26 protein-coding genes are annotated in these 25,521 nt (G+C 63.3%); 5 read left to right on the top strand and 21 right to left on the bottom strand.

Features of this window, described 5'->3' with window-relative positions; all coding sequences use genetic code 11:
- The 5 genes from R2N11_RS14695 to mltG all read right to left on the bottom strand — a co-directional run bounded on the left by R2N11_RS14695 (nt 1) and on the right by mltG (nt 4,003).
- A complete protein-coding gene (locus R2N11_RS14695; RefSeq protein WP_316681530.1) occupies nt 1-804 on the bottom strand; it encodes a TatD family hydrolase in 804 nt (267 codons plus the stop codon).
- A 53-nt stretch (nt 805-857) separates the two neighbouring features.
- Nucleotides 858-1,211: a PilZ domain-containing protein gene (locus R2N11_RS14690; RefSeq protein ID WP_233176784.1), complete on the bottom strand. Its 354-nt coding sequence runs from the start codon at nt 1,209-1,211 to the stop codon at nt 858-860.
- Between the two features lie 87 nt (nt 1,212-1,298).
- Nucleotides 1,299-2,309: a DNA polymerase III subunit delta' gene (locus tag R2N11_RS14685; protein WP_199028272.1), complete on the bottom strand. Its 1,011-nt coding sequence runs from the start codon at nt 2,307-2,309 to the stop codon at nt 1,299-1,301.
- An 81-nt stretch (nt 2,310-2,390) separates the two neighbouring features.
- On the bottom strand, nt 2,391-3,008 hold the full coding sequence (gene tmk, locus R2N11_RS14680; protein WP_199028274.1) for a dTMP kinase: 618 nt from the start codon (nt 3,006-3,008) through the stop codon (nt 2,391-2,393).
- Nucleotides 3,005-4,003 carry an endolytic transglycosylase MltG gene (gene mltG, locus R2N11_RS14675; protein ID WP_316681529.1) on the bottom strand — a complete coding sequence of 333 codons (999 nt, stop codon included), beginning with the start codon at nt 4,001-4,003 and terminating at the stop codon, nt 3,005-3,007. The genes tmk and mltG overlap by 4 nt, the downstream gene beginning before the upstream one ends.
- A 142-nt stretch (nt 4,004-4,145) precedes the next feature.
- On the opposite strand from mltG, the gene ygfZ reads away from it, so the two are divergent.
- The 3 genes from ygfZ (at nt 4,146) to R2N11_RS14660 (ending at nt 6,426) form a co-directional block, all read left to right on the top strand.
- Entirely contained in the window at nt 4,146-5,186 is a 1,041-nt protein-coding gene (gene ygfZ, locus R2N11_RS14670) for a CAF17-like 4Fe-4S cluster assembly/insertion protein YgfZ (protein ID WP_316681528.1), read from the top strand.
- Between the two features lie 15 nt (nt 5,187-5,201).
- Nucleotides 5,202-5,492 (top strand): DUF4936 family protein, encoded by a 291-nt coding sequence (locus R2N11_RS14665; protein WP_199028280.1) that lies wholly within the window; start codon nt 5,202-5,204, stop codon nt 5,490-5,492.
- Between the two features lie 118 nt (nt 5,493-5,610).
- Entirely contained in the window at nt 5,611-6,426 is an 816-nt protein-coding gene (locus R2N11_RS14660) for an NRDE family protein (protein WP_199028282.1), read from the top strand.
- 12 nt (nt 6,427-6,438) lie between these two features.
- Here the strand turns inward: R2N11_RS14660 and R2N11_RS14655 are convergent, their stop codons facing one another.
- Complete coding sequence (locus R2N11_RS14655; protein ID WP_316681527.1) at nt 6,439-7,335, bottom strand: sterol desaturase family protein; 897 nt, start codon at nt 7,333-7,335, stop codon at nt 6,439-6,441.
- 111 nt (nt 7,336-7,446) lie between these two features.
- Here R2N11_RS14655 and R2N11_RS14650 point away from each other — a divergent pair, with 111 nt between their 5' ends.
- Entirely contained in the window at nt 7,447-8,352 is a 906-nt protein-coding gene (locus tag R2N11_RS14650; protein ID WP_199028285.1) for a LysR family transcriptional regulator, read from the top strand.
- Nucleotides 8,353-8,360: 8 nt separating this feature from the next.
- Here R2N11_RS14650 and R2N11_RS14645 read toward each other — a convergent pair whose 3' ends face one another.
- Genes R2N11_RS14645 through R2N11_RS14635 form a run of 3 tightly spaced genes read right to left on the bottom strand, consistent with a single transcriptional unit; the run spans nt 8,361 to nt 10,238 of the window.
- Nucleotides 8,361-8,807, bottom strand: a complete 447-nt coding sequence (locus R2N11_RS14645; protein WP_316681526.1) for a GNAT family N-acetyltransferase — start codon at nt 8,805-8,807, stop codon at nt 8,361-8,363.
- Nucleotides 8,804-9,241 (bottom strand): acyl-CoA thioesterase, encoded by a 438-nt coding sequence (locus R2N11_RS14640; protein WP_316681525.1) that lies wholly within the window; start codon nt 9,239-9,241, stop codon nt 8,804-8,806. The genes R2N11_RS14645 and R2N11_RS14640 overlap by 4 nt, the downstream gene beginning before the upstream one ends.
- A gap of 22 nt (nt 9,242-9,263) precedes the next feature.
- Entirely contained in the window at nt 9,264-10,238 is a 975-nt protein-coding gene (locus R2N11_RS14635; RefSeq protein WP_316681524.1) for an alpha/beta hydrolase, read from the bottom strand.
- A gap of 107 nt (nt 10,239-10,345) precedes the next feature.
- Here R2N11_RS14635 and R2N11_RS14630 point away from each other — a divergent pair, with 107 nt between their 5' ends.
- Complete coding sequence (locus tag R2N11_RS14630) at nt 10,346-11,494, top strand: iron-containing alcohol dehydrogenase (RefSeq protein ID WP_199028293.1); 1,149 nt, start codon at nt 10,346-10,348, stop codon at nt 11,492-11,494.
- 9 nt (nt 11,495-11,503) lie between these two features.
- On the opposite strand, the gene R2N11_RS14625 is transcribed toward R2N11_RS14630, so the two are convergent.
- The 12 genes from R2N11_RS14625 to R2N11_RS14570 form a co-directional block, all read right to left on the bottom strand.
- Nucleotides 11,504-12,421, bottom strand: coding sequence for an alpha/beta fold hydrolase (locus tag R2N11_RS14625; protein ID WP_199028295.1), 918 nt, complete (start codon nt 12,419-12,421; stop codon nt 11,504-11,506).
- A 28-nt stretch (nt 12,422-12,449) separates the two neighbouring features.
- Entirely contained in the window at nt 12,450-13,352 is a 903-nt protein-coding gene (locus tag R2N11_RS14620; RefSeq protein WP_316681523.1) for an SDR family oxidoreductase, read from the bottom strand.
- A 65-nt stretch (nt 13,353-13,417) separates the two neighbouring features.
- Nucleotides 13,418-14,374 carry a glutathione S-transferase family protein gene (locus R2N11_RS14615; protein ID WP_316681522.1) on the bottom strand — a complete coding sequence of 319 codons (957 nt, stop codon included), beginning with the start codon at nt 14,372-14,374 and terminating at the stop codon, nt 13,418-13,420.
- A gap of 25 nt (nt 14,375-14,399) precedes the next feature.
- Nucleotides 14,400-15,248: a class II aldolase/adducin family protein gene (locus tag R2N11_RS14610; protein WP_199028301.1), complete on the bottom strand. Its 849-nt coding sequence runs from the start codon at nt 15,246-15,248 to the stop codon at nt 14,400-14,402.
- A gap of 115 nt (nt 15,249-15,363) precedes the next feature.
- The gene (locus R2N11_RS14605) at nt 15,364-16,374 is read right to left on the bottom strand and encodes an NADP-dependent oxidoreductase (protein ID WP_199028303.1); all 1,011 of its coding nucleotides are present in this window, start codon (nt 16,372-16,374) and stop codon (nt 15,364-15,366) included.
- Between the two features lie 28 nt (nt 16,375-16,402).
- Nucleotides 16,403-17,806, bottom strand: a complete 1,404-nt coding sequence (locus R2N11_RS14600; RefSeq protein WP_316681521.1) for a serine hydrolase domain-containing protein — start codon at nt 17,804-17,806, stop codon at nt 16,403-16,405.
- An 85-nt stretch (nt 17,807-17,891) separates the two neighbouring features.
- Nucleotides 17,892-18,326, bottom strand: a complete 435-nt coding sequence (locus R2N11_RS14595) for a PaaI family thioesterase (protein WP_199028307.1) — start codon at nt 18,324-18,326, stop codon at nt 17,892-17,894.
- A 32-nt stretch (nt 18,327-18,358) separates the two neighbouring features.
- Nucleotides 18,359-19,141, bottom strand: a complete 783-nt coding sequence (locus R2N11_RS14590) for an SDR family oxidoreductase (RefSeq protein ID WP_199028309.1) — start codon at nt 19,139-19,141, stop codon at nt 18,359-18,361.
- Nucleotides 19,142-19,166: 25 nt separating this feature from the next.
- A complete protein-coding gene (locus R2N11_RS14585; RefSeq protein ID WP_316681520.1) occupies nt 19,167-21,035 on the bottom strand; it encodes an acyl-CoA dehydrogenase in 1,869 nt (622 codons plus the stop codon).
- Between the two features lie 315 nt (nt 21,036-21,350).
- Nucleotides 21,351-22,529, bottom strand: coding sequence for an acetyl-CoA C-acyltransferase (locus R2N11_RS14580; RefSeq protein ID WP_199028312.1), 1,179 nt, complete (start codon nt 22,527-22,529; stop codon nt 21,351-21,353).
- A gap of 60 nt (nt 22,530-22,589) precedes the next feature.
- Complete coding sequence (gene pncA, locus R2N11_RS14575; RefSeq protein ID WP_316681519.1) at nt 22,590-23,222, bottom strand: bifunctional nicotinamidase/pyrazinamidase; 633 nt, start codon at nt 23,220-23,222, stop codon at nt 22,590-22,592.
- Nucleotides 23,223-23,261: 39 nt separating this feature from the next.
- Nucleotides 23,262-25,343: a 3-hydroxyacyl-CoA dehydrogenase NAD-binding domain-containing protein gene (locus R2N11_RS14570; protein ID WP_199028316.1), complete on the bottom strand. Its 2,082-nt coding sequence runs from the start codon at nt 25,341-25,343 to the stop codon at nt 23,262-23,264.
- Nucleotides 25,344-25,521 lie beyond the last annotated feature (178 nt).

Genomic DNA, 25,521 nt, shown 5'->3' with positions numbered 1-25,521 from the left:
TTATTGCGGTATTGCGTTGAATAGATTGAAAAAATTCTCTGTCGTGGTGTTGGCAATACGATCCAACGGTTCCCCACGGAGCGTTGCGATAAATTCACCCACGTGCCGTACGTATGCTGGCTCGTTGGTTTTGCCGCGGAATGGCACCGGCGCAAGGTAGGGCGAATCGGTCTCGATCAGCATGCGGTCCAGCGGCACCTTCTTGGCGGTTTCCTGCAGGTCCACCGCGTTCTTGAACGTGACGATGCCCGAGAACGAGATGTAGAACCCAAGATCCAGCGCGGCCTTCGCCACGTCCCAGCTTTCGGTAAAGCAGTGCATGACGCCGCGTGCGGCCTGGGCATCCTCTTCGCGCATGATGGCCAGCGTGTCGTCCGCCGACGAGCGCGTATGGATCACCAGCGGCTTGCCGGTCTGCTTGGAGGCACGGATATGCGTGCGAAAACGCTCGCGCTGCCACTCCATGTCGGCCACGGTGCGATCGCCCAAGCGGTAGTAATCGAGCCCCGTCTCGCCAATGCCGACCACACGCGGGTGGTCCGCCAGCGCCAGCAGGCGCTCCAGCGTTGGCTCTTCAATGCGCGTGCCTTCTTCAATATCGGCTTCGGCATCCGGGTGCACACCCACAGTGGCGTACACGTTCGGCTCCTGCTCGGCGATCTCCAGTACGCTCGGGAAGTCTTCCAGCGTGACGGAAATGCACAGCGCGTGCGTAACGCGGTTTTCGCGCATGCGGGTCAGCAGATCCGGAAGGCGCGCCCGGAGATCCGGAAAATTGATATGGCAGTGGGAATCAACAAACATCAGAAAATCAGCAAGTTACGGCACAAATTTCATGCGCCGTCTCATAAAAGGTATCAGAGCGTTTGCGTGGGGCGTTGCGAGTTGATCTGCTTGCCCAGCAGCTCCTCAACCACGCGGCGCAGCACGCGGCAGGGTTCGTCTTCCCCCAGGTGCACGCCGATCCCCGGTGTTCTGTTTGGCGTGCCAACGGGCGTGATCCAGGCCACCTTGCCGGCCACTTGATATTTCTGCGGGCGGTCCAGCAGCGATAGCACGAGGAAGACGTCTTCACCGATGCGGTAAGGCCGCTGGGTAGGCACAAAGATGCCGCCGTTCTTCAGGAACGGCATATAGGCGGCGTGCAGGCCGGCTTCATCCTTGATGGCCAGGGAGACAATGCCCGGGCGCGTCGGGGCGCCAGCAGCCATGCCTGGGGCAGCAGGAGCGCCAGGGGTGACCGGTGTACCAGGCGTACGAAGAGGTGCAGTGCTCACAGAGGTTCCAGGAGTTCAGTTTCAGGCAGCAGGAAAAAGCTGCCGGTAATCCAGCAAAAGGCTTTCGATGACGAGCCGTGCAGCCAGCGGATGCTGCTCGGTACGGCGCCGTTCGGGCAAGGCACGGGCGAAACGCTCCAGGCGGTCCAGCGGGATGGCGCTTGCGCAACGCTGCAATGCGTCGCGCTGGGCCGGGAAATACCGTGGGCGCCCTGCCAGCCTTGCAGCCATCAGATCAAATACCCATCGGTGCATGGTACTGAGAACGGCGGGAACCGACAATTTCTGTAAATGATCGGCGGTGGCCAGTGCGTCGAGTTTCGAACCTTGGCCCAGCTGCTCGAGCAAAAACTGCAACAGTGGCCGGTCTTCGGACTCGGCGGCCGATAGCGCAGCCAGCGGTGCATTGCCGTATTCAGCCAGCAGGTTTTGCGCGTGCGGTACGCCCTGCTGCTCCAGCCACTGGCGCGCGGCGTCGGGCTGAGGCGGCTGCAGCGGAAACTGCCGGCAACGCGACAGGATGGTCGGCAGGATGCGGTCGATACGATCCGTCACCAGCAGGAAGATGGTGTCCTGTGGCGGCTCTTCCAGCGTCTTGAGCAGCGCGTTGGCGCCTTCGGTCTGCAGCGCATCCAGCGGGTACAGCACTACCACGCGCAGCCCTGCCCGGTGCGTGCCCACACCAATCGCCTCAATCAGGCTGCGCACCTGCTCCATGCGGATGATCTTGCTGGGCGCCTTCTTCTTACCCTCGGCGTCCTTCTCGGTCTCGGGCGCATCTTCCATGGCCTCAGGGCGCACAAGATGGAAGTCCGGATGGTTACCCTGCGCGAACCAGTTGCAGGCCGCGCACGTGCCACATGGCTGACCGTCGGCCGCGGGTGTGTCGCACAGCAGGCCCTGCGCAAAGTGCATGGCGAAATCGCGCTTGCCGGTGCCGGCCTGCCCGTTCAGCAGGATGGCGTGCGGCAGCTTGGACCGCATGGCCTGCAGGCGCGCCCAGTCAGCGGATTGCCAAGGATAAAGCATCATAAATCAATGGGTTGCGCTAGATTGTTGATGCGAAAGCTCGCCGTGAAACCATTATTTCAGTATCGGAAATTGCACGCAAAATCAAAGCACTGCAAGCAACTTCTCTAAGTCTTTCTGGAGTTCGCCGCGCTCGCGGTTGGCGTCCAGCACAACAAAACGCAGCGGCTCGGCGGCGGCGCGGCGCAGGTATTCGGCACGCGTGCGCAGGAAGAACTGGGCGGACTCTGCCTCGAACTTGTCGGGCGTGCGGGCGTCTGCCAGGCGCGCGGCGGCAATTTCGGGGGCGAGATCAAAGAGGATGGTCTTGGTTGGCTGCAGGCCCTGTTGCACCCACTGCTCCAGCGCTTCAAGCCGGTCAATGGCCAAGCCCCTGCCTCCACCCTGGTAGGCGAAGGTGGCGTCGGTGAAACGGTCGGAAATGACCCAATCGCCGCGATCGAGCGCGGGTTGAATCACCTCGGCGATGTGCTCGCGGCGGCTGGCGAACATCAGCAGCGCTTCGGTTTCCAGGTGCATGCGTTCGTGCAGCAGCACCTCGCGCAGGCGTTCGCCCAGGGGCGTGCCACCCGGCTCACGGGTGACGACCACATTCTTGCCTTGCGGCGCGAGCTTGGCCTGCAATTGCTGGGCGAACCACGCCAGGTGCGTGCTCTTGCCCGCGCCGTCGATACCTTCGAATGTAATGAACTTGCCGGTCATGGTTGGCCGCGCTGGTATTTGTTGACGGCCCGGTTGTGGTCCGTCAGGTTGGTCGAAAACTGGCTGCTGCCGTCACCGCGCGCCACGAAGTACAGCGCATCGGACGCCGCGGGGTTCAGCGCCGCTTGCAGCGAGGCCATGCCCGGCAGCGAGATCGGCGTGGGCGGCAGGCCGGCGCGCGTGTAGGTGTTGTACGGCGTGTCTGCCTGCAGATCGCGCTTGCGCAGATTGCCGTCAAAGCCGGCACCGATGCCGTAGATGACGGTCGGGTCGGTCTGCAGCAGCATGTTCTTGCGCAGGCGGTTGACGAACACCGCCGCGATCATCGGTCGGTCGACCTTCTGGCCGGTCTCCTTCTCGATGATGGAGGCCATGGTCAAGGCTTCGTACGGGGTCTTGTACGGCAGGTCGAGCGACCGCTTGGCCCAGGCGTCGGCCAGGCGTTTCTGCATGGCCTGGTAGGCGTGGCGATAGAGCTCCACATCACTGCTGCCACGTGCAAAGAGATAGGTATCGGGGAAGAACAGGCCTTCCGGATTGGATTCGGGTGCGCCGATCTTGCGCATCAAATCGGCGTCGGACAGGCCCGCCGTGTCGTGCTTGAGCGCTGGCTCCGCATCCACCACCGCGCGCATCTGGCGCATCGACCAGCCCTCAATGACGGTGACGACGTAGTGCGTGACCTCGCCGCGCGCCATCTTGTCGAGGATGGACAACGGCGTGGCGCCGGTCTCCAATTCGTAGCCGCCGGCCTTCAGGCTCTTGGCGTTGCCGGTAGCGCGCGCCACGAGCGAGAACAACTGCGGTTGCACGCCCACGCCCGCGCTGGCGAGCTGCTTGCCGACCGAGATCACGCTCGAGTTCGGCTTGATCACCACTTCCAGCGACGGTGCCGGAAGGCTCACCGGTTGCTGGGCCCACCACACCACGCCGCCTGCCGCCGCCAGCGCGATCAGGATCGCCAGCAGAATCAAGCGCTTGAGAAAAGAGAACATTGCGTTGCGTATTGACGGAATCCACGTGCGGAACGACTCGGCCGCAGCTTTGTCCGCACTATTGAAATGGGTTGAGAGGGCACAAACTGCCCTTCAGACAGCCTCATATAATACCGGGTCAATCTCAGGCAGCCTGCACACCATGAATGTCGTTTTCCAGGATTTCGTCGATACGCTCAGCTTTCCTCCGCTCGACGTCCAATTTGACGCCGCCACGCGCGGCAGCGTGCTGTCTGCGCCGACCAACCTCGCGCGCATTGCCGTTGAAGGCGCGGATGCGGCCGAATTCCTCCATAACCAGCTGACCAACGCCGTCACGGGCCTGGGGCCCGACCAGGCTCGTCTGGCCGGCTACTGCTCGCCCAAAGGGCGCCTGCTGGCCACGCTGTTGATGTGGCGCCAGGCCGATACGATCGTGCTGCAGGCCGACAAGCTGGTCGCCCCGGCGCTTACCAAGCGCCTGTCGATGTTCGTGCTGCGTGCCAAGGCCAAGCTGCGTCCGATGGACGAGTTCATCGCCATCGGCGTCGCCGGGCCGGATGCGGCCGATGCCCTGCTGGCGGCCGGCGCCGTGCTGCCGGAGTCGGATGCCATCTACGCCGTTGCACAGCAGCCGGCCACGGTGGGCCAGCAGGTTGGCGCAGTGATCCGCCTGCCCGACGCCGACGGCCGCCCGCGCTATCAATGGATGGTGCACGCCGAGCATTTCCAGCATGCATGGAAGATGCTGTCGTCGCGCCTGTCGCTGATCGGCACTGAGGTGTGGGACTGGTTGAGCCTGCAGGCAGGTGTGCCGCAAATCACCCTGCCCACGCAAGAGCAGTTCGTGCCGCAGATGGTGAACCTGGAGTTGCTGGGCGGTGTTGATTTCAAAAAAGGCTGCTATCCCGGCCAGGAAATCGTCGCGCGCAGCCAGTATCGCGGCACGCTCAAGCGGCGCATGCAACGCGCCCACGTGAATGCTCCCACCTCGGCGGGCGCCGAGGTCTACAGCGCAGCCGATCCGAGCCAGCCGTGCGGCATGGTCGTGAATGCGGCAATGGCACCGGACGGCGGCACGGACTTGCTGGTCGAGTTGAAGCTGGATGCGCTCGACACCGTCATCCACCTCGCCACGTTTGACGGCCCGGTGTTGACGTTGCAGAACCTGCCGTACACGATTCCCGTTTCAGAAAACGCCTGATACCGGACACCCATCATGGCCGATCACCTGTTCGTCTACTTCCGCATCGCCGAGCGCGACGCCGCCGCTGCCCTGCCACGCTGGCAACGCTGGCTCGACACGGTGGAAGAAGCGACCGGCGTGACCGGCACCGTGATGCGTCGCCCCGAGCTACGCGACGGGCAGGCCACGTGGATGGAGTGCTACCACGATATCCCGCCTGCCTTTACCGCTACGCTGGCCGGCCTGTGGGAGACCGGCGGCCCGCGCGAATTCGTTGCGGGCGAACGCCATGCGGAGCTTTTCGTCGATCTGGAGAACGGTTAACCCCGTACTCGCGTAATCGTCATCGCAAAAATTCGGCTGGCTGCTATGCTTGGCCGAAGCCCTCGCGACACAGGTCGTCACATTGACCACTCGCTTGGCACGTTCAAAGGAAGTGCTCATGTGTTTGATTCTCACGGCCTGGCACGCCCACCCCGCCTACGCGCTAGTGGTGGCCGCCAACCGGGACGAATTCTATGACCGCCCCGCGGCGCCGCTGGCGTGGTGGAGCGATGCGCCCAACGTACTCGCCGGGCGCGATCTGGCCCAGGTTGTCGGCCACGCAGGCACGTGGATGGGGATGACACGCGACGGCCGTTTTGCAGCGCTGACCAACTACCGTGCGCCGTCCGAGCGCCGCCCCGATGCGCGCTCACGCGGTGAATTGGTCTCCAATTTCCTGACGGCCGATGAGGCGTCGATCCCGACGTACCTCGATAGCCTGACCACTCGCGACCGCGCCTACAATGGCTACAACCTGCTGACCGCCACGCGCGACGAACTCTGGTGGACCAGCAACCGCGCAGATGCCCCGCTCAAGCTGGCGCCCGGCGTATACGGGCTGTCAAATGCGTTGCTCGACACGCCGTGGTTCAAGGTACGCCACCGCATGGCCGCGTTTGCCGAGGCCTTGGCCGCTGATACCGGCCGACACGGCAACGCGCTGGACGTGTCCCGCTATATCAACCTGATGGCCGAGACACGAGAAGCCCCCACCGGCGCCCTGCCTGCCACCGGCGTGGCACCAGAGTGGGAAAAGCTGCTCTCCGCCGCATTCATCCGCTCGCCGCGCTACGGCACGCGTGCCACTACCGTGCTGCGCATCCGCCACGATGGCTGCTTCGACGTGACCGAGCGCCGCTTCGACGCGCAAGGGCAGATTGGCGAGACACGCTACCTCGGCGTGCTCGATACCGTTACGCACGCCGATATGTAAGCGCGCATCGACTCATGCCGTCTCTTGTTTGGCGGCAACAAGCTGGTCGATTTCGGTGATGGCCGCACCGCCCGGACGCAGCGCAGAATGCTCACGCTTGGACTGCACCAGCGGGTAGAACATTTGCGCGGTCCAGCGCTCCTCGCCAAACAATACGTCGTCCTGCAAGCCGATCTGCGCGGGGTACTTGCGCGTGATGTGGGCGGTGCCGAACAGCACGTCCCAGAAGAACAGCAGGTTGCCGAAATTGCCCTTGTAGTGGCCGATGCCATCGGCGTTAGTAAGCGCGTGGTGCGCCCAATGCGTAGCAGGCGTGGAAATGGCGCGCTCAATCACCCACATCAGTGGGCGCAGCGCGCGAATGCGGTACAGCGGCGCATCCCACGGCCAGGCGCAATGCGCGCCCAGAATGACGGCCACCTTCACCACCAGATACACCCCGTAGACGCTGCCGAAACCCAGATACACCGCCACACCGCCAATCCACAGGCCGGGCATCATCAGGTAGTAGAAGAAGTTGTTGCGGTATGTGACTCGCACGCTCATGTACGACGAGCTGTGATGCGCGCGGTGCAACGGCCACAGCAGCGGTGTGTGCGAGGCACGGTGCCAAAGATACTGAGTGAGGTCATCGCCGATCAGCAGCAGGCCGGTCATGGCCCACCACGGCAGATTGGCCCAGGCGTTGTGCTGCGCAGGCATGAGCCAGTTGCACAGCGCGTTGCTGCCCAGCAGCGCAATCGGCTGGGTGATGGCGACCAGGCTAACGAACATCAGCACTTCCAGCCATGCGTCGTTGGCGGTGGCCTTGCCGCTGACACTGGCCTGGTAGCGCCGTGTGACGAACTCCATGGCGCCGAAGCCCAGGATGCAGGCGACGATCAGTGCCAATTGCAGGTGTGAACTCATCGGGTGTCTCCTCGCTTTTGTAGCGAATTTTTATGAAGACAAGCCTAGGCGTGGTAATTCAATGCGTCCAATGCATAATAAACATCTATTCAATGCAATGGACGCAACAGCATGGACTTGCGCCGCCTGAGTCACGTCGTTGCCCTGGCTGACACCCTGCATTTCGCCCGCGCCGCCGAGTTGGCGCACCTTAGCCAACCTGCCTTCAGCCGAAGCATCCAGGCCATCGAAGATGACCTTGGCATTCGCCTGTTCGACCGTGATGTGGGCGGCGTGCGCCCCACTGCAGCGGGTGAGTTCGTGATCGCACGGGGGCGCAAGCTGCTGTTCGAGGCGCGGTGCCTGCAGCGTGACGTAGACCTTTACCGTGACAGCCAACTCGGCGATACCGCCTTTGGCGTGGGGCCGCTGCTGACTGCCACCTTGATGCCGCAGGCGTTGCGTGAGTTGCGGCAACTGCATCCACAGGTGGCGCTGCGCATGGAAGTCGGCAACTGGGTGCAACTACTAGAAAGCCTGCGCACGGAAAGCATCGAGTTCTTCGCTGCGGACGTGCGCGATATGCCAAAAGACGCCGCGTTGGATATCCAGCCCATCGGCGGTCAACCGCCCCATCTGTACGTGCGGGCCGGGCACCCGCTGGCGCAGCGTGAGCACACGTTGCGCGAAGTGTGGGAATACGGCATTGCCGTGCCGAAGCTGCTGAGCCCGTCGAAGGTGGAATTGGCCGCCCTGCTGGGTTTGCCTGCGGGCGAGGAAGTCAGCATTGCGCTCGAATGTGACAACTACGGCGTGCTCAAGACGGTCGCGCTCACCACCGACACCGTGCTCGGCGCAACAGATGCCGCCCTACGCGAGGAACTGGAGTCCGGCGCACTTGTACGGCTGGCGGTAAAAGGCTGGCTGTCGCCGCCGTCCATCACGGGGATTGTGCGACTGCACGGCAGAACGTCGTCGCCGGCGGCACAGGCTGCGATCGAAGCGATCGTGCGCGCCGCCCGCGCGATCAACGTGTAGGCGGTCTGTTACAGCACGCGGCGCATGGTCCGGTGCGGGATGCCCGCCTCTTCAAACTCTGCGCCCTCGGCGGTAAAGCCAGCGCGTGTATAGAACGGCATGGCGTGGGTTTGCGCGTTCAGGATCAGTTCTGGGTAACCGAGCGACCGGGCCTTGTCGATCAACGCTTGCAGTACACATGCGCCAATGCCCGTGCCGCGCGCCTCCTTGCGTACTGCCATGCGCCCGATATGGCCGTCGGGCAGTAGACGGCCAGTAGCAACTGCGCGGCCGGCCGTATCGTGCGCCAGGGCGTGCCAGCACTGGTCGTCCCACTCATCCCATTCGAGTTCAACAGGCACGCCCTGCTCGACCACAAACACGTCGTAGCGAATGGCGCGCGCTTCTTCTCGCACGGTGTCCCAGCGGTCGATTTCAACGCCGGCAAGCGGGCGGACAGATTCAGGGGCAGTCATGTTTCAGGCTTGAGAACTTCAAAATTGAGAATGCGATCGCGCAGCGTGTCGGGAAGCGGCGCGGAGGTCTGCGTAGCGGGATCGGCGCATACGTAGATGACCTCGCCGGTAACGAGATGCTCGTCTGCGCGATACATCTCAATGATAAAACGCATGCTGGAGCGGCCCAAGCGCGCCACGCGGCAACGCAGGTCCAGCTCGTCGTCAAAGCGCGCGGACGCATGGTATTCGAGCGTGGATTTGACCACGTAGAAGTCGACACCAAACGTATCAACCACATCCACCGGATATCGCACGCCGATGCTGCGCCAATACTCGGTGATGCAGACATCGGCATACAACAGGTAGTGGCCATTGAAGACGATGCTCTGCGCATCGACTTCGGCCCAGCGCACACGCAATGGCGTGCTGTGGCGGAAATCCTCAATCGCCATGCGGGTCTCCTCTCATTGTTGCTTACTCCGTCTCGGTGCCGAAGGCGCGGCGCAGTGCAGTGGCGGCGTCGCGGTGTGCATCTTCGACTGCCGGCACAAAGCGGCCGATCTTGAAGAAGTCGTGGATCATGCCTTCGTACAGCTTCAGTTCGGCTGGCACACCGGCATCGCGCAGCTTGTTCGCGTAGCCGATGCCGGCATCGCGGATCGGGTCGAAGCCAGCCACCGCAATCCACGCGGGGCACACGCCTTGCACATCGGCGCCGTGGCCACCGGCATCCAGCGGGGCGAAGCGCCAGTCGTCGCGGTCGGCATCCGTGCGCAGGTATTGCGAGAAGAACCAGTGGATCATCTCCTGCGTGAGCAGGTAGCCCTCGGCGAATTTGCGGTGTGACGGCGTGGTCTCGCGCGCAGTGGTGCCGGGGTAGATCAACAGTTGCAGAACAGGCGCGAGGCCTCGGTTACGTGCCTCGATGGCACTGATGGCAGCTAGCGTTCCGCCCGCGCTGTCGCCGCCGAACGCGATGCGCGCGGGGTCGGCGCCGATGGTGACGGCTTCATCGAACACCCACTGCAGCACGTCAAACGCGTCGTTTACTGCGGTCGGGAATTTCCACTCCGGCCCGAGCCGATAGTCCACCGACAACACCATCGCCCCGGATTTGGCTGCCAATGATCGGCAGAGTTGATCGTGCGTCCTGATGCTGCCCACGGTGAAACCGCCACCGTGAAAGTACACCAGCAACGGCAGCGGATCGGCCCAGCTCACCTCACGTGCGGCATAGGTACGGATGGGAATCGCATGACCGTCGCGCGCAGTGACCGTCAGGTCATGTACGGCTTCCAGCGGAATGGCCGGGATGTCGACAATGGGGCTGCTCTTTTCGTAGGCGATCTTGGCGTCGGCGGGGTCGAGCGCATTCAACGGCGGACGCTTGGCACGCGCAACCAGGTCGAGCAACTGGGCAACGTGCGGGTCGAGAGACGGGTGCTGCATGAGGGCGTTAACTGAACGATCGTTCTAATTTAGCTATCATCGGAGTATCCATTGAACCACGCCCGCACGACAAGACGGGTGATGCACACATCCATCGGAGACAGCGCATGGCCCTCATCTACTACCTCACCCACGTCCACCTCGGCTTCGGCACGGTCAACGAACTGAAAAGCGAATGCGCGCGCGTCGGCATCCGCCGGCCAATGATCGTGACCGACAAGGGCGTGGCCGCCGCCGGGCTGGCCCAGCGGGCCATCGATGCCACGGGCGGGCTGCCCATCACCGTGTTCGACGAAACGCCCTCCAACCCGACCGAGGCGATGGTGCTGAAGGCCACCGCGCAGTACAAGGACGCCGGCTGCGACGGGCTGATCGCCATTGGCGGTGGTTCGTCGATCGACCTGGCCAAGGGCATCGCCATTGCGGCGACGCACCCCGAGCCACTGACCACCTACGCCACCATCGAGGGCGGCAGCGCAAAGATCACGGAAGCGGCGGCACCGCTGATCGCCATTCCCACCACAGCCGGCACCGGCAGCGAGGTGGCGCGCGGTGCCATCATCATCCTGGAAGACGGTCGCAAGCTTGGATTCCACTCGTGGCACCTGCTGCCTAAATCGGCGATCTGCGATGCGGAATTGACGCTCGGCCTGCCGCCCGCGCTCACGGCCGCCACCGGCATGGATGCCATCGCGCATTGCATTGAGACCTTCCTCGCCCCGGCCTTCAATCCGCCCGCCGATGGCATCGCGCTGGATGGACTGGAGCGCGCCTGGGCCAATATCGAACGCGCCACGCGTGATGGTGCCGACCGAGATGCACGGCTCAATATGATGAGCGCCTCGATGCAGGGTGCGATGGCGTTCCAGAAGGGGCTGGGGTGCGTGCATTCGCTGTCGCACCCGCTGGGCGGTGTGAAAGTGAACGGCAAGACCGGGTTGCACCACGGCACGCTCAATGCGGTGGTGCTGCCTGCCGTGCTGCGCTTTAACGAAACAGCGGAAACCGTGGTGCGGGACAACCGCTACGCGCGCATGCGCCGCGTGATGAACCTGCCCGCGGGCGCTGATCTGGCCCAAGCCGTACACGATCTAACGGCGCGTTTGGGACTGCCGACCAGCCTGCGCCAGATGGGTGTGCCGGAAGACGCGCTGGAGCACGTGGTGGAAGGCGCACTGCTCGACCACTGCCACAAGACCAACCCGCGCATCGCCACGGCAGATGACTACCGCCGCATGCTTGCGGAGTCGATGTAAGCCGGCGCGTTACGAAACGAACGGCCGGATCAGCGCGGTGATGCGCTCCGGCTGTTCGTGCACCACCCAATGCGTGCCGTTGGGAATGCGCTCAAGGCGCAGATCGGGAATGAAGCGCTCCAGCCCGTTGAGCAGGCCTTTCGGCAGCGCCATATCCATCTCGCCCCAGATCACCAGCGTGGGCACCTTCACGACAAACGCGTCGGGCGGCATCTGGTCGATGCGCAACGGTGCGGTGCCCTCGGTGGGCGGATGCAATGGTGAAGCACGGTAATAGTTCACGCCCCCAGTTAGCCCGTGCGAGCCGCCCTCGCCCGGCTGGCTCCATGCAGCGTGATAGCGTGCCCGCACCTCCGGCGTGAACCACTCGGCCACCGGCTGGCCCATGCCGTGGAAGAAACCTTCCAGCTTCTCGAATTCGTTGGCGGCCAGCGCCTCTTCCGAGCCCGGCTTGCGCAGCCAGTTCATGTACGCCGACGAAGCCTGCTGCGTCGGATCGCTCAGCAACGCATTCGCAAACACCCACGGGTGCGGCGAATTGACGATCACCAGCCGCTCCACCAACTCCGGATGCTGGATTGCCAGGTTCCAGCAGATCGCCCCGCCCCAATCGTGGGCAACCACGATGGCGCGCTCATACCCCAGCGCCGTAATGAGCTGCGCCAGATCCTGCACCAGGAACTTCGGACGATACGCATCCACTGCCGCTGGCTTGCTCGACAGGTTGTAGCCGCGCATATCGGGCGCCACAGCAAAGTGCGTATCACCGAATGCCGCAAGCTGTGACTCCCACTCGTACCAGAACTCCGGAAAGCCATGCACGAACAGCATCAGCGGCGCACCGCGCTTGCCGGCGCTGGCGTAATGCAGCCGCATGCCGTTGGGCAGATCGGCGAACTGCGATTCAGTGATGGCGGCGGTCGTCATGGCGGCTCCGGAGTCTTGGGTGTATGCGTTAGTCGCGCAGTGCTTCCACCAGACGCGCACGCACATCCGGCTTACCTTCGAACGGATCGGACGGATTGCGCTGCGAGACGATGTCTTCAAAACGATGCTGAACCGGTGCCAGCGCGTGCGGGTGCGAATAGATGTAGAAGCTCGCATCGCGGATCGCATCAAACGTCATCTGGCCGACCTGCTCCGCCGTCACCTTGCCAGAGCTGACGGCCTTGTCCGACATAGCTTGCGACACAAGCTGTGATTTCGTGGGCGGCGCCGTATTGGCAAGGTCCTGCGGGCGATTGCGGTGTGACTTAGTAATGCCCGTCGGCACAAAGTACGGGCACAGCACCGAGCAATGGATCTGCTCGGTCACCAGGCTCAAGTCCTGATACAGCGATTCGGACAACGCTACCACCGCATGCTTGGACACGTTGTAGATGCCCATGGCCGGCGCATTCAACAGCCCCGCCATCGATGCCGTATTGACGATATGGCCTTCGTACGACGGGTCCTTCTTGGCGGCTTCCAGCATCAGCGGCGTGAAGATGCGCACGCCGTGGATCACGCCGTGCAGGTTCACGCCCAGCACCCAGTCCCAATCGCGCTCGGTGTTCTCCCAGATCAGCCCGCCGGCGCCCACGCCTGCGTTGTTGAACAGCAGGTTGACCTTGCCGAACGTCTTGATGGCAGCATCGGCCAACGCCTGTACGTCTTCCACCTTCGACACGTCAACGCGCAGGCCGATGACTTCCACGCCCTGCGCTGCAAACTCAGCCACAGCCGCATCCAGCGCGTCCTGCTGGATATCGGCCAGCACCAGCTTCATGCCCAACCCGGCCGCGTTCTTGGCGAACTCCTTGCCGAAACCCGACGCACCGCCCGTGATGACGGCCACGCCGCCTGCGAATTGCTTCATACGTGTCTCTCTCGTGTTGTTGTCATGAAAGGGGATCAAAGCGGCAAAACCCGCCTGTCCAACGCCTAGCCCGCCGCTTCGACCTTGCGCACGGCGTAACCCACGCGCGGGAAATGCACCACCACCTGGCCGACGCGTGCGTCTTCGCGCAGCAGGCCCACCGTGTCGCGGGTGGAGACGATCAACTCGCCTTCGATCGGGTCGACGCCGTAGTCGACTGCGGCCACCGTCACGCGCGTACCCTTGGGCAGGCCGTAGCGATCGTCGAATGGCGCATTCGGCTCGGTCAGCGCGTGCGGTGTGGCGGCGCGGGCAACGTCCAGCGCTTCAGCCGGCGTCATCGGCTGGGCCTGCGAATGCCCAAGCGCGGCAACGCGATGCATCCACGCCACAACCTCCGGATGCGCGTCCAGAATGCCCGCCACGCCCGTCGCACGGCGGATGAACCACAGGCAGTGGTAGACAGAGAAATCAGCCACGCTCGGCTGCTCACCGAACAGGAAGATGTGCTCACCGGTGGCGAGTTGCCGCTCCAGTTGCGCGAGGAAGACGTGCAGCGTGGATGTCGCTTCCTGCGGCGGTGTGCGCAGGCCGGTACCGCCTGCGCGCATGGCCTTGCGGTCTTCCACGAACGCTTTGACGAACGCCTCTGGCATGCTGCCGAACAGACTCTGAAAACCGGCAGGCTGCATGACAAAGGTCGCCGCTGCCCAGAACAGCGTCGTATCCGCCCATTGCGCCATGGCAAACACGGCAGCGGCATGATCGGCCGGATACAGCGTCGGCACCGGATGGATCGACTCCAGCACCTGCGCAATCAGCGCGGTATCACAGTAGATATCTGCGCCGATCTGCAGGAACGGCGTGCGCCGGTAACCGCCGGTAAGTGGCATCACATCCGGCTTGGGCAGCACCACGGGCACCGTGACGGATTTCCACGGCTGGTCTTTGTAGCCGAGGATCAAACGTACTTTCTCTGAAAACGGCGAGGTGGCGTAGTGGTGCAGGATCAAGTCCGTCATGGATGCTCCAGGTGTTTAGAACCGATCAATCGAGCAGATCGGGTTGTTCCTTGACGATGCGGGCGTATAGCGGCTGGAACTGGAACCACCCTGCCTGCGCCGAGCCGACGATGGAATACGCCTGTCGCGCAGCGGCATCGGAAATCGTGCGCGGTGCCTCGCCGGTGCGCGCGGCTGCGGCCTCGGCCAGCAACTGCACCTGGCAGGAACGCTCCATGGTGATGAACCACCAGGCGGCCTCGTCGACCGTCTTGCCGACGGTCAGCAGGCCGTGGTTCTGCAGGATGGCGGCCTTGTTGTCGCCGAGTGCCTCGGCAATGCGTTGGCCTTCGTCCAGTTCGACCACCACACCACCGAAATCGTCGTACACGGCATGATCGCCATAGAAGGCGCACACGTCTTGCGTGAGCGGATCGAGCTTGCGTCCGAGCGTCGACCATGCGCGCCCGTACGTGCTATGCGAGTGCGCTGCGGCTACGGCATCAGGCCGTGCTCCATGCACGCGCGAGTGAATCGCGAAAGCCGCTGCGTTGACCGGGTAGTCGCCCTCGACCACGTTGCCGTGGTGATCGCAGCGGATCAGGTTCGACACCGTCACCTGGCTGAAATGCACGCCGAACGGATTCACCCAGAAACTGTCCTGGTGCTCCGGGTCGCGTGCGGTGATGTGCCCGGCCACGCCTTCGTCGAAACCAAATTTGGAGAACAGGCGAAACGCAGCAGCCAGACGCTGCTTGCGATGCAAACGCTCTTCGGCCACGGTGGCGAACTGCGGCGGCCGCGGCAGGTTGCGGTAACGGGCAGCGGCCTCAGGGCTAAGGTTGCTGGCCATGTCTTCGGGCCGCTTGGCGTGTGCGGTGTCGGGTGCGTTCATGGTGTCTCCTTCACGCAGTCGTTGTAGGTGGAGCCATTCTGTTGTGGCCCTCACCCAGCGGACTGTCAAACGATTGACAGTCCGCGCATTGACGTCGAAACGTCAGGTCAAAACATCAGACCAGCTTCACCAGTTGCTTGCCGAAGTTCTTACCCTTGAGCAGGCCCATGAAGGCTTCCGGCGCACTTGCCAGCCCTTGCGACACGCTCTCGCGAAACTTCAGCTTGCCCTGCGCCACGAAGCCGCCCAGCTCGCGCAGCGCTTCCGGCCACACGTCCATATGCTCGGAGACGATAAAGCCCTCGATGGTCAGGCGCGACACCAGGATCAGTTGCGGGTTCTGTAGCGGCAGCGGCTGGCCGTCGTAGCCGGCGATCATGCCGCACATGGCGATGCGGCCGAAGGCGTTCATGCGCAGCAGCACGGCATCCAGAATGGCGCCACCAACGTTCTCGAAATACGAGTCGATGCCGTCAGGCGTAGCGGCCTTGAGCATCTGGTAGAGCTCCTTCGGGTCCTTGGCGGCCTTGTAGTCGATGCAGGCATCAAAGCCCAACTCGTTGACCACGTAGTCACACTTGTCCTTGCCGCCGGCAAAGCCCACGGCACGGCAGCCCTTGAGCTTGGCGAGCTGGCCGACCACGCTGCCCACCGCGCCCGAAGCGGCGCTCACCACCACGGTCTGGCCCGGCTTCGGGAGCATGATCTTGTTCAGGCCGTACCACGCGGTCACGCCAGGCATGCCCACCGAGCCCAGGTACGCCGACAGCGGAATGTGGCGCGTATCCACCTTCTGGATGCCGCGCCCATCCGACACGCCCACTTCCTGCCAGCCGAACATGCCAACCACGTTGTCACCCACGGCAAACGACGGGTTCTTGGACGCTTCCACCACGCCCACCGTGCCGCCGATCATCACTTCATCCAGCGGCTGCGGTTGCGCATAAGACTTGCTGTCGTTCATGCGACCGCGCATGTACGGATCCAGCGACAGGAAATGGTTGCGCACCAACACTTGGCCGTCCTGCAGCTCGGGAATATCAGCCGTCTCTAGGCGGAAGTTGTCCAGCGTCACTGCACCCTGCGGACGGGACGCCAGAACGATGCGCTGATAAGTCTTCGACATAAAAAACACTCCTAGGTGTGCAAATGGATCACTTCTGGTGCATCAGGAAATCCGCCAGCGCGCCAAAGGCTGGCAGCGTGATCGGATCATTGGCGCCATTGGCGGCGATGGGGTGCGAGGCATAGCGCACGATCGTCATCTGCGCCACCGGATCAATATAGATGGCTTGACCATGGATGCCGCGCGCCTCGAAAGCGTGGTGGGCATTGTTCGAGATCCACCACATATCGCGGTACGACCAGCCCGGCAGTGTGGCGTAGCCGGCCTTGGCAAACTTGGCAGGGTCACCACCGCGGCGGATGTCGTCGATCACGCTCTTGGGCAGAATCTGGCGGCCATTGAAGCGGCCGTCGTTGCGGATCATCTCGCCAAAGCGGGCCAGATCACGCAGCGTGGTGTTCAGGCCACCGCCACCGGATTCGGTGCCGATACTGTCCACCCCAAAGTACGCGTCGTTCTCTGCCCCCATCGGTTGCCAGATACGCTCGGACAGCAGCGCCGCCAATGATTTGTTGGACGCGCGACGGACGATCCAGGCCAGAACTTCTGCGTTGACGGTCTTGTACGAAAACGCCGCGTCATGCTCGCCTTCCTTCTTCAGCGTGACGAGATAATCGTAGAAGTTGTCCGGTCCTTTGTAGCCGGCCGGGCGCGGCAGCATGCCGCCAGCACGGGCGTAGGCCCAGACATCGGCGTTCGGGTCGGCGTAGTTTTCGGAATAGTGCACCCCGATAGTCATGTCCATGACCTGGCGCACGGTGGCATCGCCATAGGCACTGTTCTTCAACTCCGGCACGTATTGCGTGACGGGCGCGGCCGGATCGAGCTTGCCATCGGCCACCAGCATGGCGGCCAGCGTGCCCACAAACGATTTCGTAACCGACATGGCAATGTGCTGGGTGTGTGCATCGAGCGCGCCAAAGTAACGCTCATACACCACCTTGCCCTTGTGCATGACGAGGATGCCATCGGTATACGTCAGCTTCAGTGCCTCAGCAAAAGTGCGGCGCACGCCCTCGGGGTCGGTGAACAGCACGCCGCTGATATCGCGTTCGGCGCGCGGCAGCTTGCTGACCGGGCCGTCACCGTGCCAGACCGCGCGCGTGGGCACGAACTCACGCACGTGGCTGAAACCGTAACGCGTACGCGGGAACATGTTGCCTGCCATATCGAAACGGATGATGCGATCAGGCGGTGGCGGGAAGCCCTGCATCCAGCCCATCTTGTTCGGGTCGGATTCGTCTGCGGTGAGCGGCTTCTGCATGGGGGGCTTCGGTGCGGACGGCGCCTGTACGGTCGTTTGGGCGTCAGCAGCCGGCGCTGCGGCCGGCGCAGAATTCGAGGCGCATCCTTCCAGGGTCATGATCAATCCGGTGCAGCAAAGCAGAGTAATGGCAAGGGCAGACGCCGTCCGCCGTGCGGGTTGTTGCATGGTTGTCTCCGTGATTGCTTTTCTTGTTGTCCAGGCCCCCGGGCCTGGGATGTGCAACTGGGTACTGCAACTGCAATCTTTGTGATCAGCCGTCCGCGCCAGGCTCAGGCGTGCGCGGCGGCGGCATGCGCTTGACGAACTTGAACGTGCCCGAGCCACGCGCGACCAGCTTGCCAGTGTCGTCAGTCACCTCACCCTCGCAGAAGGCCATGGTGGTGGACTGATGCACGCAGCGCGCACTGGCCTTGAGCGTGCCGCGCCCGGGCTGCATGAACGCCGTCTTCATCTCGATCGTCACCACGCCGCGGCCATGCACGTCAGCCGAGCGGCCGGCCATCGCCATGGCCACGTCCAGCATCGTCATGGTCACGCCGCCGTGGGCCATCTCCCAGCTGTTCATGTGGCGATCTTCCAGCGTCAGCTCGACGATGCCCTCGCCATCCGCCGCCTTCAGGCAGCGCATGTCGATGAGTTTCAGGAAGGGAATGTCGATCGGAAAACCGTTGTTGTCTGCGCTCATGCTGCGTTCAAAAGAGTGGGAAGCAGCCGAAATTAGACCACGCTCACGCCACCATCGACGGCGAGGATCTGCCCGGTGATGTGCTTCGAAGCATCCGATGCGAACAGCGCGGCCACGCCCTTGAGGTCTTCGTCGTCGCCAATGCGATGCAGCGGCGACTTCTCGGTCAGCTTGTCGACACCCAGCTTTTCCAGCGAGCCGCGCGTCATCTTCGAGGGGAAGAAGCCCGGGGCGATGGCGTTGACGGTGATGTTGTGCTCGCCCCATTCGCCGGCCAGCGCACGCGTGAAGTTGACCACGGCGCCCTTGCTGGTGTTGTAGGCGATCGTATCGAGCGAGCCTGGCGGATTGCCCTTCAGGCCGGCAATCGATGCCACGTTGACGATCTTGCCGTACTTGCGCGGGATCATCGATCGCTTACCGATCTGCTGCGTGAGCAGGAACAGGCCGCGAATGTTTAGGTTCATCACCTTGTCCCAGGCTTCGACGGGGTGATCTTCCGCTGGCGAGCCCCACGTGGCGCCCGCATTGTTGACGAGAATGTCGATGTGCCCCAGCTTGGCCAGCGCCTCGTCTGCCAGGCGCTGGATGTCGGCTTCGACGGCACCGTCGGCGGCAATCCAATCCGCCTCGATACCGAGCGACTTCAGATGCGCCTGCGCCTCCTTCAGCTCATCGGCCTTGCGCGCCGACAGCACGATGCGTGCTCCCTGCTCGCCCAGTGCTTCGGCAATCTGCAGGCCAAGCCCACGCGAGCCGCCAGTGATCAGTGCCGTCTTGCCGGAAAGATCGAACAGATGCTTGAGCGTACCCATGGTGTCTCCTGTGTGGTTGTCTTAGTTAGAACCAAGCGTCCTGCATGTCCAGCGTGGTCGTGTCGAGCGAGCCCAGCAGCGCAATCTGTGGGTCGATCTTCGGCAACTCCCACTGGAAGAAATACCGCGCCGCCTGCAGCTTGCCGCGGTAAAAGTCGGCGTCTTCACCCGTTGCATCGGGCAGTGCCTTGGCTGCGGTCAGGGCCTGTTCCAGCCAGAGCCATGCCACGACAACGTGACCGAAGGCTTCCAGATAGACCGACGCATTGGCCAGCGTCACACGCGGGTCGCCAGCGGCCCACAGCGCTTGCGTGACCTTGGCGAGCTTCTGCGTGGCCATGCCGAGTGCGCGACCTTGGCCCACCAGCGTTTCGTCATCCGTCTCAAGCGCCCGGCCAACGGTGCCCTGCACGCGCTCGCCCAGCGCCTTGAATGCCGCGCCGTCCTGCATCACCACCTTGCGGCCAAGCAGGTCCAGGCCCTGGATGCCGTGCGTGCCTTCGTGGATCGGGTTCAGGCGGTTGTCGCGGTAGAACTGTTCGACGTTGTATTCGCGCGTGTAGCCGTAGCCGCCATGTACCTGGATCGCCAGGCTGTTGGCCTCCAGGCACCACTGCGATGGCCAGCTCTTGGCGATGGGTGTAAGGATGTCGAGCAGCAGGCCGAGCTTGGCGTGCTTGGCCTCATCCGTTTCGCCACGCTCCTCGTCGACGAGCTTGGCGCAATACAGGTTCAGGCCGAGCGCGCCTTCCACATAGGCCTTCTGTGCCAGCAGCATGCGGCGCACGTCGGCGTGGTCAATGATGCGGATTTGCGGCGAGGCGGCGTCCTTGCCCGATGGCCCAATCGGGCGGCCCTGCGGGCGATTGCGCGCGTAGTCCAGCGCGTGCAGATAACCGGTGTAGCCGAGCATCGTCGCACCCATGCCGACGCCGATGCGCGCCTCGTTCATCATGTGGAACATGCACGCCAGGCCTTTATGCGGCTCGCCAACCAGGTAGCCGATGGCACCCGCACGCGGCTGGCCGTCTGCACCCTTCGGTCGGAACTGCGTGCCCTCGCCAAAATTGAGCAGGCAGTTGGTCGTGCCCCGATAGCCCATCTTGTGGTTCAGGCCGGCCAGCACCACGTCGTTGCGCTCGCCCAGCGAGCCATCGGCGTTGACGAGGAACTTGGGCACGATGAAGAGCGAGATGCCCTTCACGCCCGGGATCAGCTTGCCGTCTGGCCCAGGAATTTTCGCCAGGACAAGGTGGACGATGTTGTCTGACAGCTCGTGCTCGCCAGCGGAGATCCACATCTTGTTGCCGGTCAGGCGGTATTGCGCGCCCAGCGGTGATTCGCCTTCGTACTCGGCACGCGTCACGATGTCCGACAGCGACGACCCGGCCTGCGGCTCCGACAGGCACATCGTGCCGTAGAAACGGCCTTCCATCTCGGGCTGCACGAACGTCTCGATCTGCGCAGGCGTACCGTGCGCGAGCAGCAGGTTCGCGTTGCCGATGGTGAGGAATGGGTACGAGCTGGTGCCGACGTTGGCGGCCTTGAAGAAGCCGAAGCCGGCTTTCTCGACCACGGTCGGCAGTTGCATGCCGCCGCGTTCGAAGTCTTGCCCGGCGGCCATCAGGCCCGCCTTGTTGAAGGCGTCCAGCGCAGTCTTCACCTCGGGGATGATGTGGACCGTGGTGCCGTCAAAGTGCGGCTCTTCCTGGTCGTTCTTCTTGTTATGCGGGGCGAAAAGATCGGTCGCGATGCGCTCGCAGGTATCGAGCGCTGCGTCGAAGGTTTCGCGGGAGTGGTCGGCGTAACGGGGAATGCTTGTGAGTGACTCGACGTTGAGCCATTCGTAGAGCAGGAAGCTCAGGTCGCGGCGGGATAGCAGTTTCGAGGACATGATGTTGGTGGTGCATCTTGTGTTTCGTCCCCTGCCGGGGCCGACTCACTTTCTTTGTCTTGCCAAAGAAAGTAAGCAAAGAAAGGCGCGCCCGAGATGGCGACTTCCCCTTGAATTTCCGTAACCGGGCGGAGAAGGACCGAAACTCGCTGCGCTCAGACAGCGGTCCTTCTTTTTTCCGCCCGCTTACGAAAATTCAAGGCGCCATCTAGGGCAGGAACGGCAACTGCCAAACCGTCTAGGTACATGGGCTGACACGGAAGCCAGCCTGGCGGAAACAAAACAGGCTCCCGTTTTGAGCGGGAGCCTGCTTCGTTAGAGCACCTCGAACAGGCCGGCAGCGCCTTGGCCGCCGCCGATGCACATGGTGACGACCACATACTTGACGCCGCGGCGCTTACCTTCGATCAGGGCGTGGCCGACCAAGCGTGCGCCCGATACGCCGTACGGGTGGCCCACGGCGATGGCGCCGCCGTTGACGTTCAGGCGGTCCATCGGGATGCCCAGCTTGTCTGCGCAGTACAGCACCTGCACGGCAAACGCTTCGTTGAGCTCCCACAGGCCGATGTCTTCGACCTTCAGGCCGGCCTTCTTGAGCAGCTTGGGCACCGCAAACACGGGGCCGATGCCCATTTCGTCCGGCTCGCAACCGGCCACCGCAAAACCGCGGAACACACCCAGCGGCTGCAGCCCCTTGGCGGCTGCCACCTTGCCGTTCATCACCACGGCAGCGGATGCGCCGTCGGAGAACTGGCTGGCGTTACCTGCAGTCACCACGCCGCCGGGCATGGCGGTGCGGATCTTCGACACGCCTTCGAGCGTTGTGTCGGCGCGGATACCCTCGTCAGCCGAGATGGTGACTTCGCGCGTCATGAGCTGGCCGGTCTTGGCATCGGCCACGCCCATCACCGTGGTCATCGGCACGATTTCGTCGTTGAACTTGCCGGCAGCGGCAGCGGCGGCGGCGCGCTGCTGACTTTGCACGCCGTACTCGTCCTGGCGGTCCTTACCGATGTTGTAGCGCTTGGCGACGTTCTCGGCGGTCTGCAGCATGCTCCAGTAGATTTCGGGCTTGTGCTTGTTCAGCCAGCCTTCGGTCATCATGTGGCGGTTCATCTCTTGCTGCACGCACGAGATGGATTCCACGCCACCAGCCACGAAGATGTCGCCTTCATCGGCAATCACGCGCTGCGCGGCCATGGCGATGGTCTGCAGGCCCGATGAGCAGAAACGGTTGACGGTCGCACCCGGCACCGTCACCGGGCAGCCGGCACGCAGCGCGATCTGGCGGGCGATGTTGGCGCCGGTCGCGCCTTCGGGGTTGGCGCAGCCCATCAGCACGTCTTCGACTTCGCCCGGCTCGATCTTGGCGCGCGCGATGGCGTGCTCGACCGCGTGGCCGCCCAGCGTGGCGCCGTGCGTCATGTTGAAGGCGCCCTTCCAGCTCTTGGCCAGGCCGGTACGTGCGGTGGAAACGATGACTGCTTCGGTCATGGTGTTGCTCCTCGTATCTGGTGGCGGGCGCGGCTTCTGTTGCGCGCCCGTTGTATTCCGTTATCCGTTCAGAACCTCGTGCGACTGCAACCGCGCGACGCCCGCATCCGTCATGTGCTGCCACGCTTGCGCAAGCGACCCGTTCAGGTCAATCGCGCGGCAGGCATCTTCGATGACTGCGACTTCCAGCCCCGCCGCACGCGCATCCAGTGCCGACCACGCTACGCAAAAGTCTGTAGCCAGCCCGACGCAGAACACGCGCGCGATACCCAACTCGCGCAGATAGCCCAGTAGGCCGGTCGGTGTCTTGCGATCCGCTTCAAAGAAGGCAGAGTAGCTGTCGATGTGCGGGTGATAGCCCTTGCGGACGATCAACTGCGCATGCGGCACGTCCAGCCCGTCGGCCAGCGCGGCGCCAGTGCTGTGCTGCACGCAGTGCACCGGCCACAACACCTGCGGCCCATATGGCAGATCAATCGTGCCGAACGGCTGCGTGCCGGCGTGGTTGGCGGCAAACGACACATGCTCGCGCGGGTGCCAGTCCTGCGTCAGCACCACGCGCCCGAATGCCTTGGCGAGCCGATTGACGACCGGGATGACCTGGTCGCCGTTCGGCACGGCCAGCGCACCGCCGGGCAGAAAATCGTTCTGCACGTCGATGACCAGCAGGCAATCGGTGGGCATGCGTTGCATGGCGGCTCAGTCGCGTTTGTCGGTTGATTAGCCGCTCATTTACCCATTGAAGCCCTTGCCCTCATCGGCCAGCTTCTGCAGCAGCGGCGCAACCTTCCACGCTTCACCGTGGTAGCCCTTGCTGTAGCGGTGCATGGTCTGGGCGACGTTGTACAGGCCGACGGTGTCTGCGTAGAGCATCGGGCCACCACGGAACAGCGGGAAGCCGTAGCCGGTCAGGTAGACCATGTCGATGTCGGACGCCTTGGAGGCGATGCCCTCTTCCAGGATCTTCGCGCCTTCATTGACCAGCGCAAATACCAGGCGCTCGACGATTTCCTCATCGGAAATCTTGCGGCGCGTGATGCCCAGATCCTTCGAGTGCTGGACGATCATGTCGTTGACTTGCTGGTTCGGATACGGCTTGCGGTCGCCCGCCTTGTAGTCGTACCAGCCGCCGCCGGTCTTCTGGCCGAAGCGGCCCATCTCGCACAGCAGGTCAGCCGTCTTCGAGTACACGATGTCCGGCTTGTCCACGGCACGGCGCTTGCGGATGGCCCAGCCGATGTCGTTACCGGCCAGGTCGCCCATGCGGAACGGACCCATCGCAAAGCCGAACTTCTCGATGGCCTTGTCGACTTGCTCCGGCAGCGCGCCTTCGTCCAGCAGGTAGCCGGCCTGGCGGCTGTATTGCTCGATCATGCGGTTGCCGATAAAGCCGTCGCACACGCCGGAGACGACTGCAGTCTTCTTGATGGCCTTGGCCAGCTTCATGACGGTGGCCAGCACGTCCTTGGCGGTTTCCTTGCCGCGCACGACTTCCAGCAGCTTCATCACGTTGGCCGGGCTGAAGAAGTGCATGCCGACCACGTCCTGCGGGCGCTTGGTGAAGCTGGCGATCTTGTCGACGTCCAGCGTAGAAGTGTTCGAAGCCAGGATCGCGCCCTGCTTGACGACTTCGTCCAGCTTCTTGAACACGACTTCCTTGACGCCCATTTCTTCAAACACGGCCTCGATGACGAGGTCGGCGTCCTTGATATCGTCGTACGAGAGCGTCGGGGTCAGCAGAGCCATGCGCTGCTCGACCTTCTCCTGCGTCAGCTTGCCCTTCTTGGCGCTGTTCTCGTAGTTCTTGCGAATGGTGGCAACGCCGCGGTCCAGCGCTTCCTGCTTGGTTTCCAGCATGGTGACCGGAATGCCCGCGTTCAGGAAGTTCATAGAGATGCCGCCGCCCATGGTGCCGGCGCCAATCACGGCCACCTTCTCCACCTTGCGCACCGGCGTGTCTTCCGGCACATCGGGGATCTTGCTGGCAGCACGCTCACCGAAGAAGGCATGGCGCAGTGCACGCGATTCCGGCGTATTCACCAGTTCGATAAACAGCTCGCGCTCGAACTTGATGCCATCGTCAAAGCGCTTCTGCACAGCGGCCTGCACGGCGTCCACGCACTTGCCCGGTGCCGGAAAGTTCTTGGCAACAGCGGCCACGGTGTTGCGAGCGAATTGCAGGAAGCCTTCGGGGTTGTCATGCTCGATCTTGCGATCACGCACCTTCGGCAGCTTGCCTTCGGCAGCGGCCTTCAGCGCAAAGTCGATGGCGCCAGCCATCAGGTCACCCTCGACCATCTGGTCGAACAGGCCGCTTTTGGCCAGTTTTTCCGACGGAATGGCGGTGCCCGAGACGATCATGTTCAGCGCTGGCTCCAAGCCGATCGCGCGTGGCAGACGCTGCGTGCCGCCGGCGCCCGGCAGAATGCCCAGCTTCACTTCCGGCAGCGCGATCTGCGCGCCCGGTGCGGCCACACGGTAATGGCAGCCCAACGCCAGTTCCAGGCCGCCGCCCATCGCCACCGAGTGAATGGCGGCCACGACCGGCTTGCTGCTCGACTCGACCGCCTTGATGACGGCGTGCAGCGTCGGCTCTTGCGTTGCCTTGGGCGTATTGAACTCGCGGATGTCTGCACCGCCGGAGAAGGCCTTGCCAGCCCCGGTGATCACGACCGCCTTGACGTTGGGGTCATCACTGGCCTTGACCATGCCCTCGACAATACCCAGGCGCGTGGAATGGCCGAGACCGTTGACCGGCGGGTTGCTGAGCGTAATGACGGCAACGCCGTCCTGGACCTTGTACTCCGCTGTCATGCTGGTTCCTTTGGTGATGCGAGGGCCGGCTCGAATGACGCCAGAACTGCGCGCCGTGCCTCGCGGTTGAACTGTCTCTCAAGTATCGTTTTTTTAACGCGCGGTAAGGCCGCGACTCGACACAGAATACACAAAATAGCACGGTCGTTCAATTTTTATTTTTGCGCTGCACGGCGCC

It is taken from the genome of Ralstonia flaminis, assembly GCF_958415495.1.
GTDB classification, from domain to species: Bacteria; Pseudomonadota; Gammaproteobacteria; order Burkholderiales; family Burkholderiaceae; genus Ralstonia; species Ralstonia flaminis.
The sequence above is the reverse complement of the archived record's forward strand: the minus strand, read 5'-3'. Positions and strand labels throughout refer to the sequence as shown.

Bases quoted from the DNA above. Each gene is read 5' to 3' on its own strand.
- R2N11_RS14630 (WP_199028293.1), top strand. From the start codon at position 10,346: ATGGCCCTCATCTACTACCTCACCCACGTCCACCTCGGCTTCGGCACG.
- ygfZ (WP_316681528.1), top strand. From the start codon at position 4,146: ATGAATGTCGTTTTCCAGGATTTCGTCGATACGCTCAGCTTTCCTCCG.
- R2N11_RS14610 (WP_199028301.1), bottom strand. From the start codon at position 15,248: ATGAACGCACCCGACACCGCACACGCCAAGCGGCCCGAAGACATGGCC.
- R2N11_RS14580 (WP_199028312.1), bottom strand. From the start codon at position 22,529: ATGACCGAAGCAGTCATCGTTTCCACCGCACGTACCGGCCTGGCCAAG.
- tmk (WP_199028274.1), bottom strand. From the start codon at position 3,008: ATGACCGGCAAGTTCATTACATTCGAAGGTATCGACGGCGCGGGCAAG.
- mltG (WP_316681529.1), bottom strand. From the start codon at position 4,003: ATGTTCTCTTTTCTCAAGCGCTTGATTCTGCTGGCGATCCTGATCGCG.
- R2N11_RS14640 (WP_316681525.1), bottom strand. From the start codon at position 9,241: ATGGCGATTGAGGATTTCCGCCACAGCACGCCATTGCGTGTGCGCTGG.
- R2N11_RS14690 (WP_233176784.1), bottom strand. From the start codon at position 1,211: ATGGCTGCTGGCGCCCCGACGCGCCCGGGCATTGTCTCCCTGGCCATC.
- R2N11_RS14595 (WP_199028307.1), bottom strand. From the start codon at position 18,326: ATGAGCGCAGACAACAACGGTTTTCCGATCGACATTCCCTTCCTGAAA.
- R2N11_RS14685 (WP_199028272.1), bottom strand. From the start codon at position 2,309: ATGATGCTTTATCCTTGGCAATCCGCTGACTGGGCGCGCCTGCAGGCC.
- R2N11_RS14590 (WP_199028309.1), bottom strand. From the start codon at position 19,141: ATGGGTACGCTCAAGCATCTGTTCGATCTTTCCGGCAAGACGGCACTG.
- pncA (WP_316681519.1), bottom strand. From the start codon at position 23,222: ATGCAACGCATGCCCACCGATTGCCTGCTGGTCATCGACGTGCAGAAC.
- R2N11_RS14650 (WP_199028285.1), top strand. From the start codon at position 7,447: ATGGACTTGCGCCGCCTGAGTCACGTCGTTGCCCTGGCTGACACCCTG.
- R2N11_RS14695 (WP_316681530.1), bottom strand. From the start codon at position 804: ATGTTTGTTGATTCCCACTGCCATATCAATTTTCCGGATCTCCGGGCG.
- R2N11_RS14665 (WP_199028280.1), top strand. From the start codon at position 5,202: ATGGCCGATCACCTGTTCGTCTACTTCCGCATCGCCGAGCGCGACGCC.
- R2N11_RS14625 (WP_199028295.1), bottom strand. From the start codon at position 12,421: ATGACGACCGCCGCCATCACTGAATCGCAGTTCGCCGATCTGCCCAAC.
- R2N11_RS14605 (WP_199028303.1), bottom strand. From the start codon at position 16,374: ATGTCGAAGACTTATCAGCGCATCGTTCTGGCGTCCCGTCCGCAGGGT.
- R2N11_RS14620 (WP_316681523.1), bottom strand. From the start codon at position 13,352: ATGAAGCAATTCGCAGGCGGCGTGGCCGTCATCACGGGCGGTGCGTCG.
- R2N11_RS14570 (WP_199028316.1), bottom strand. From the start codon at position 25,343: ATGACAGCGGAGTACAAGGTCCAGGACGGCGTTGCCGTCATTACGCTC.
- R2N11_RS14615 (WP_316681522.1), bottom strand. From the start codon at position 14,374: ATGACGGACTTGATCCTGCACCACTACGCCACCTCGCCGTTTTCAGAG.
- R2N11_RS14645 (WP_316681526.1), bottom strand. From the start codon at position 8,807: ATGACTGCCCCTGAATCTGTCCGCCCGCTTGCCGGCGTTGAAATCGAC.
- R2N11_RS14635 (WP_316681524.1), bottom strand. From the start codon at position 10,238: ATGCAGCACCCGTCTCTCGACCCGCACGTTGCCCAGTTGCTCGACCTG.
- R2N11_RS14660 (WP_199028282.1), top strand. From the start codon at position 5,611: ATGTGTTTGATTCTCACGGCCTGGCACGCCCACCCCGCCTACGCGCTA.
- R2N11_RS14600 (WP_316681521.1), bottom strand. From the start codon at position 17,806: ATGCAACAACCCGCACGGCGGACGGCGTCTGCCCTTGCCATTACTCTG.
- R2N11_RS14585 (WP_316681520.1), bottom strand. From the start codon at position 21,035: ATGTCCTCGAAACTGCTATCCCGCCGCGACCTGAGCTTCCTGCTCTAC.
- R2N11_RS14655 (WP_316681527.1), bottom strand. From the start codon at position 7,335: ATGAGTTCACACCTGCAATTGGCACTGATCGTCGCCTGCATCCTGGGC.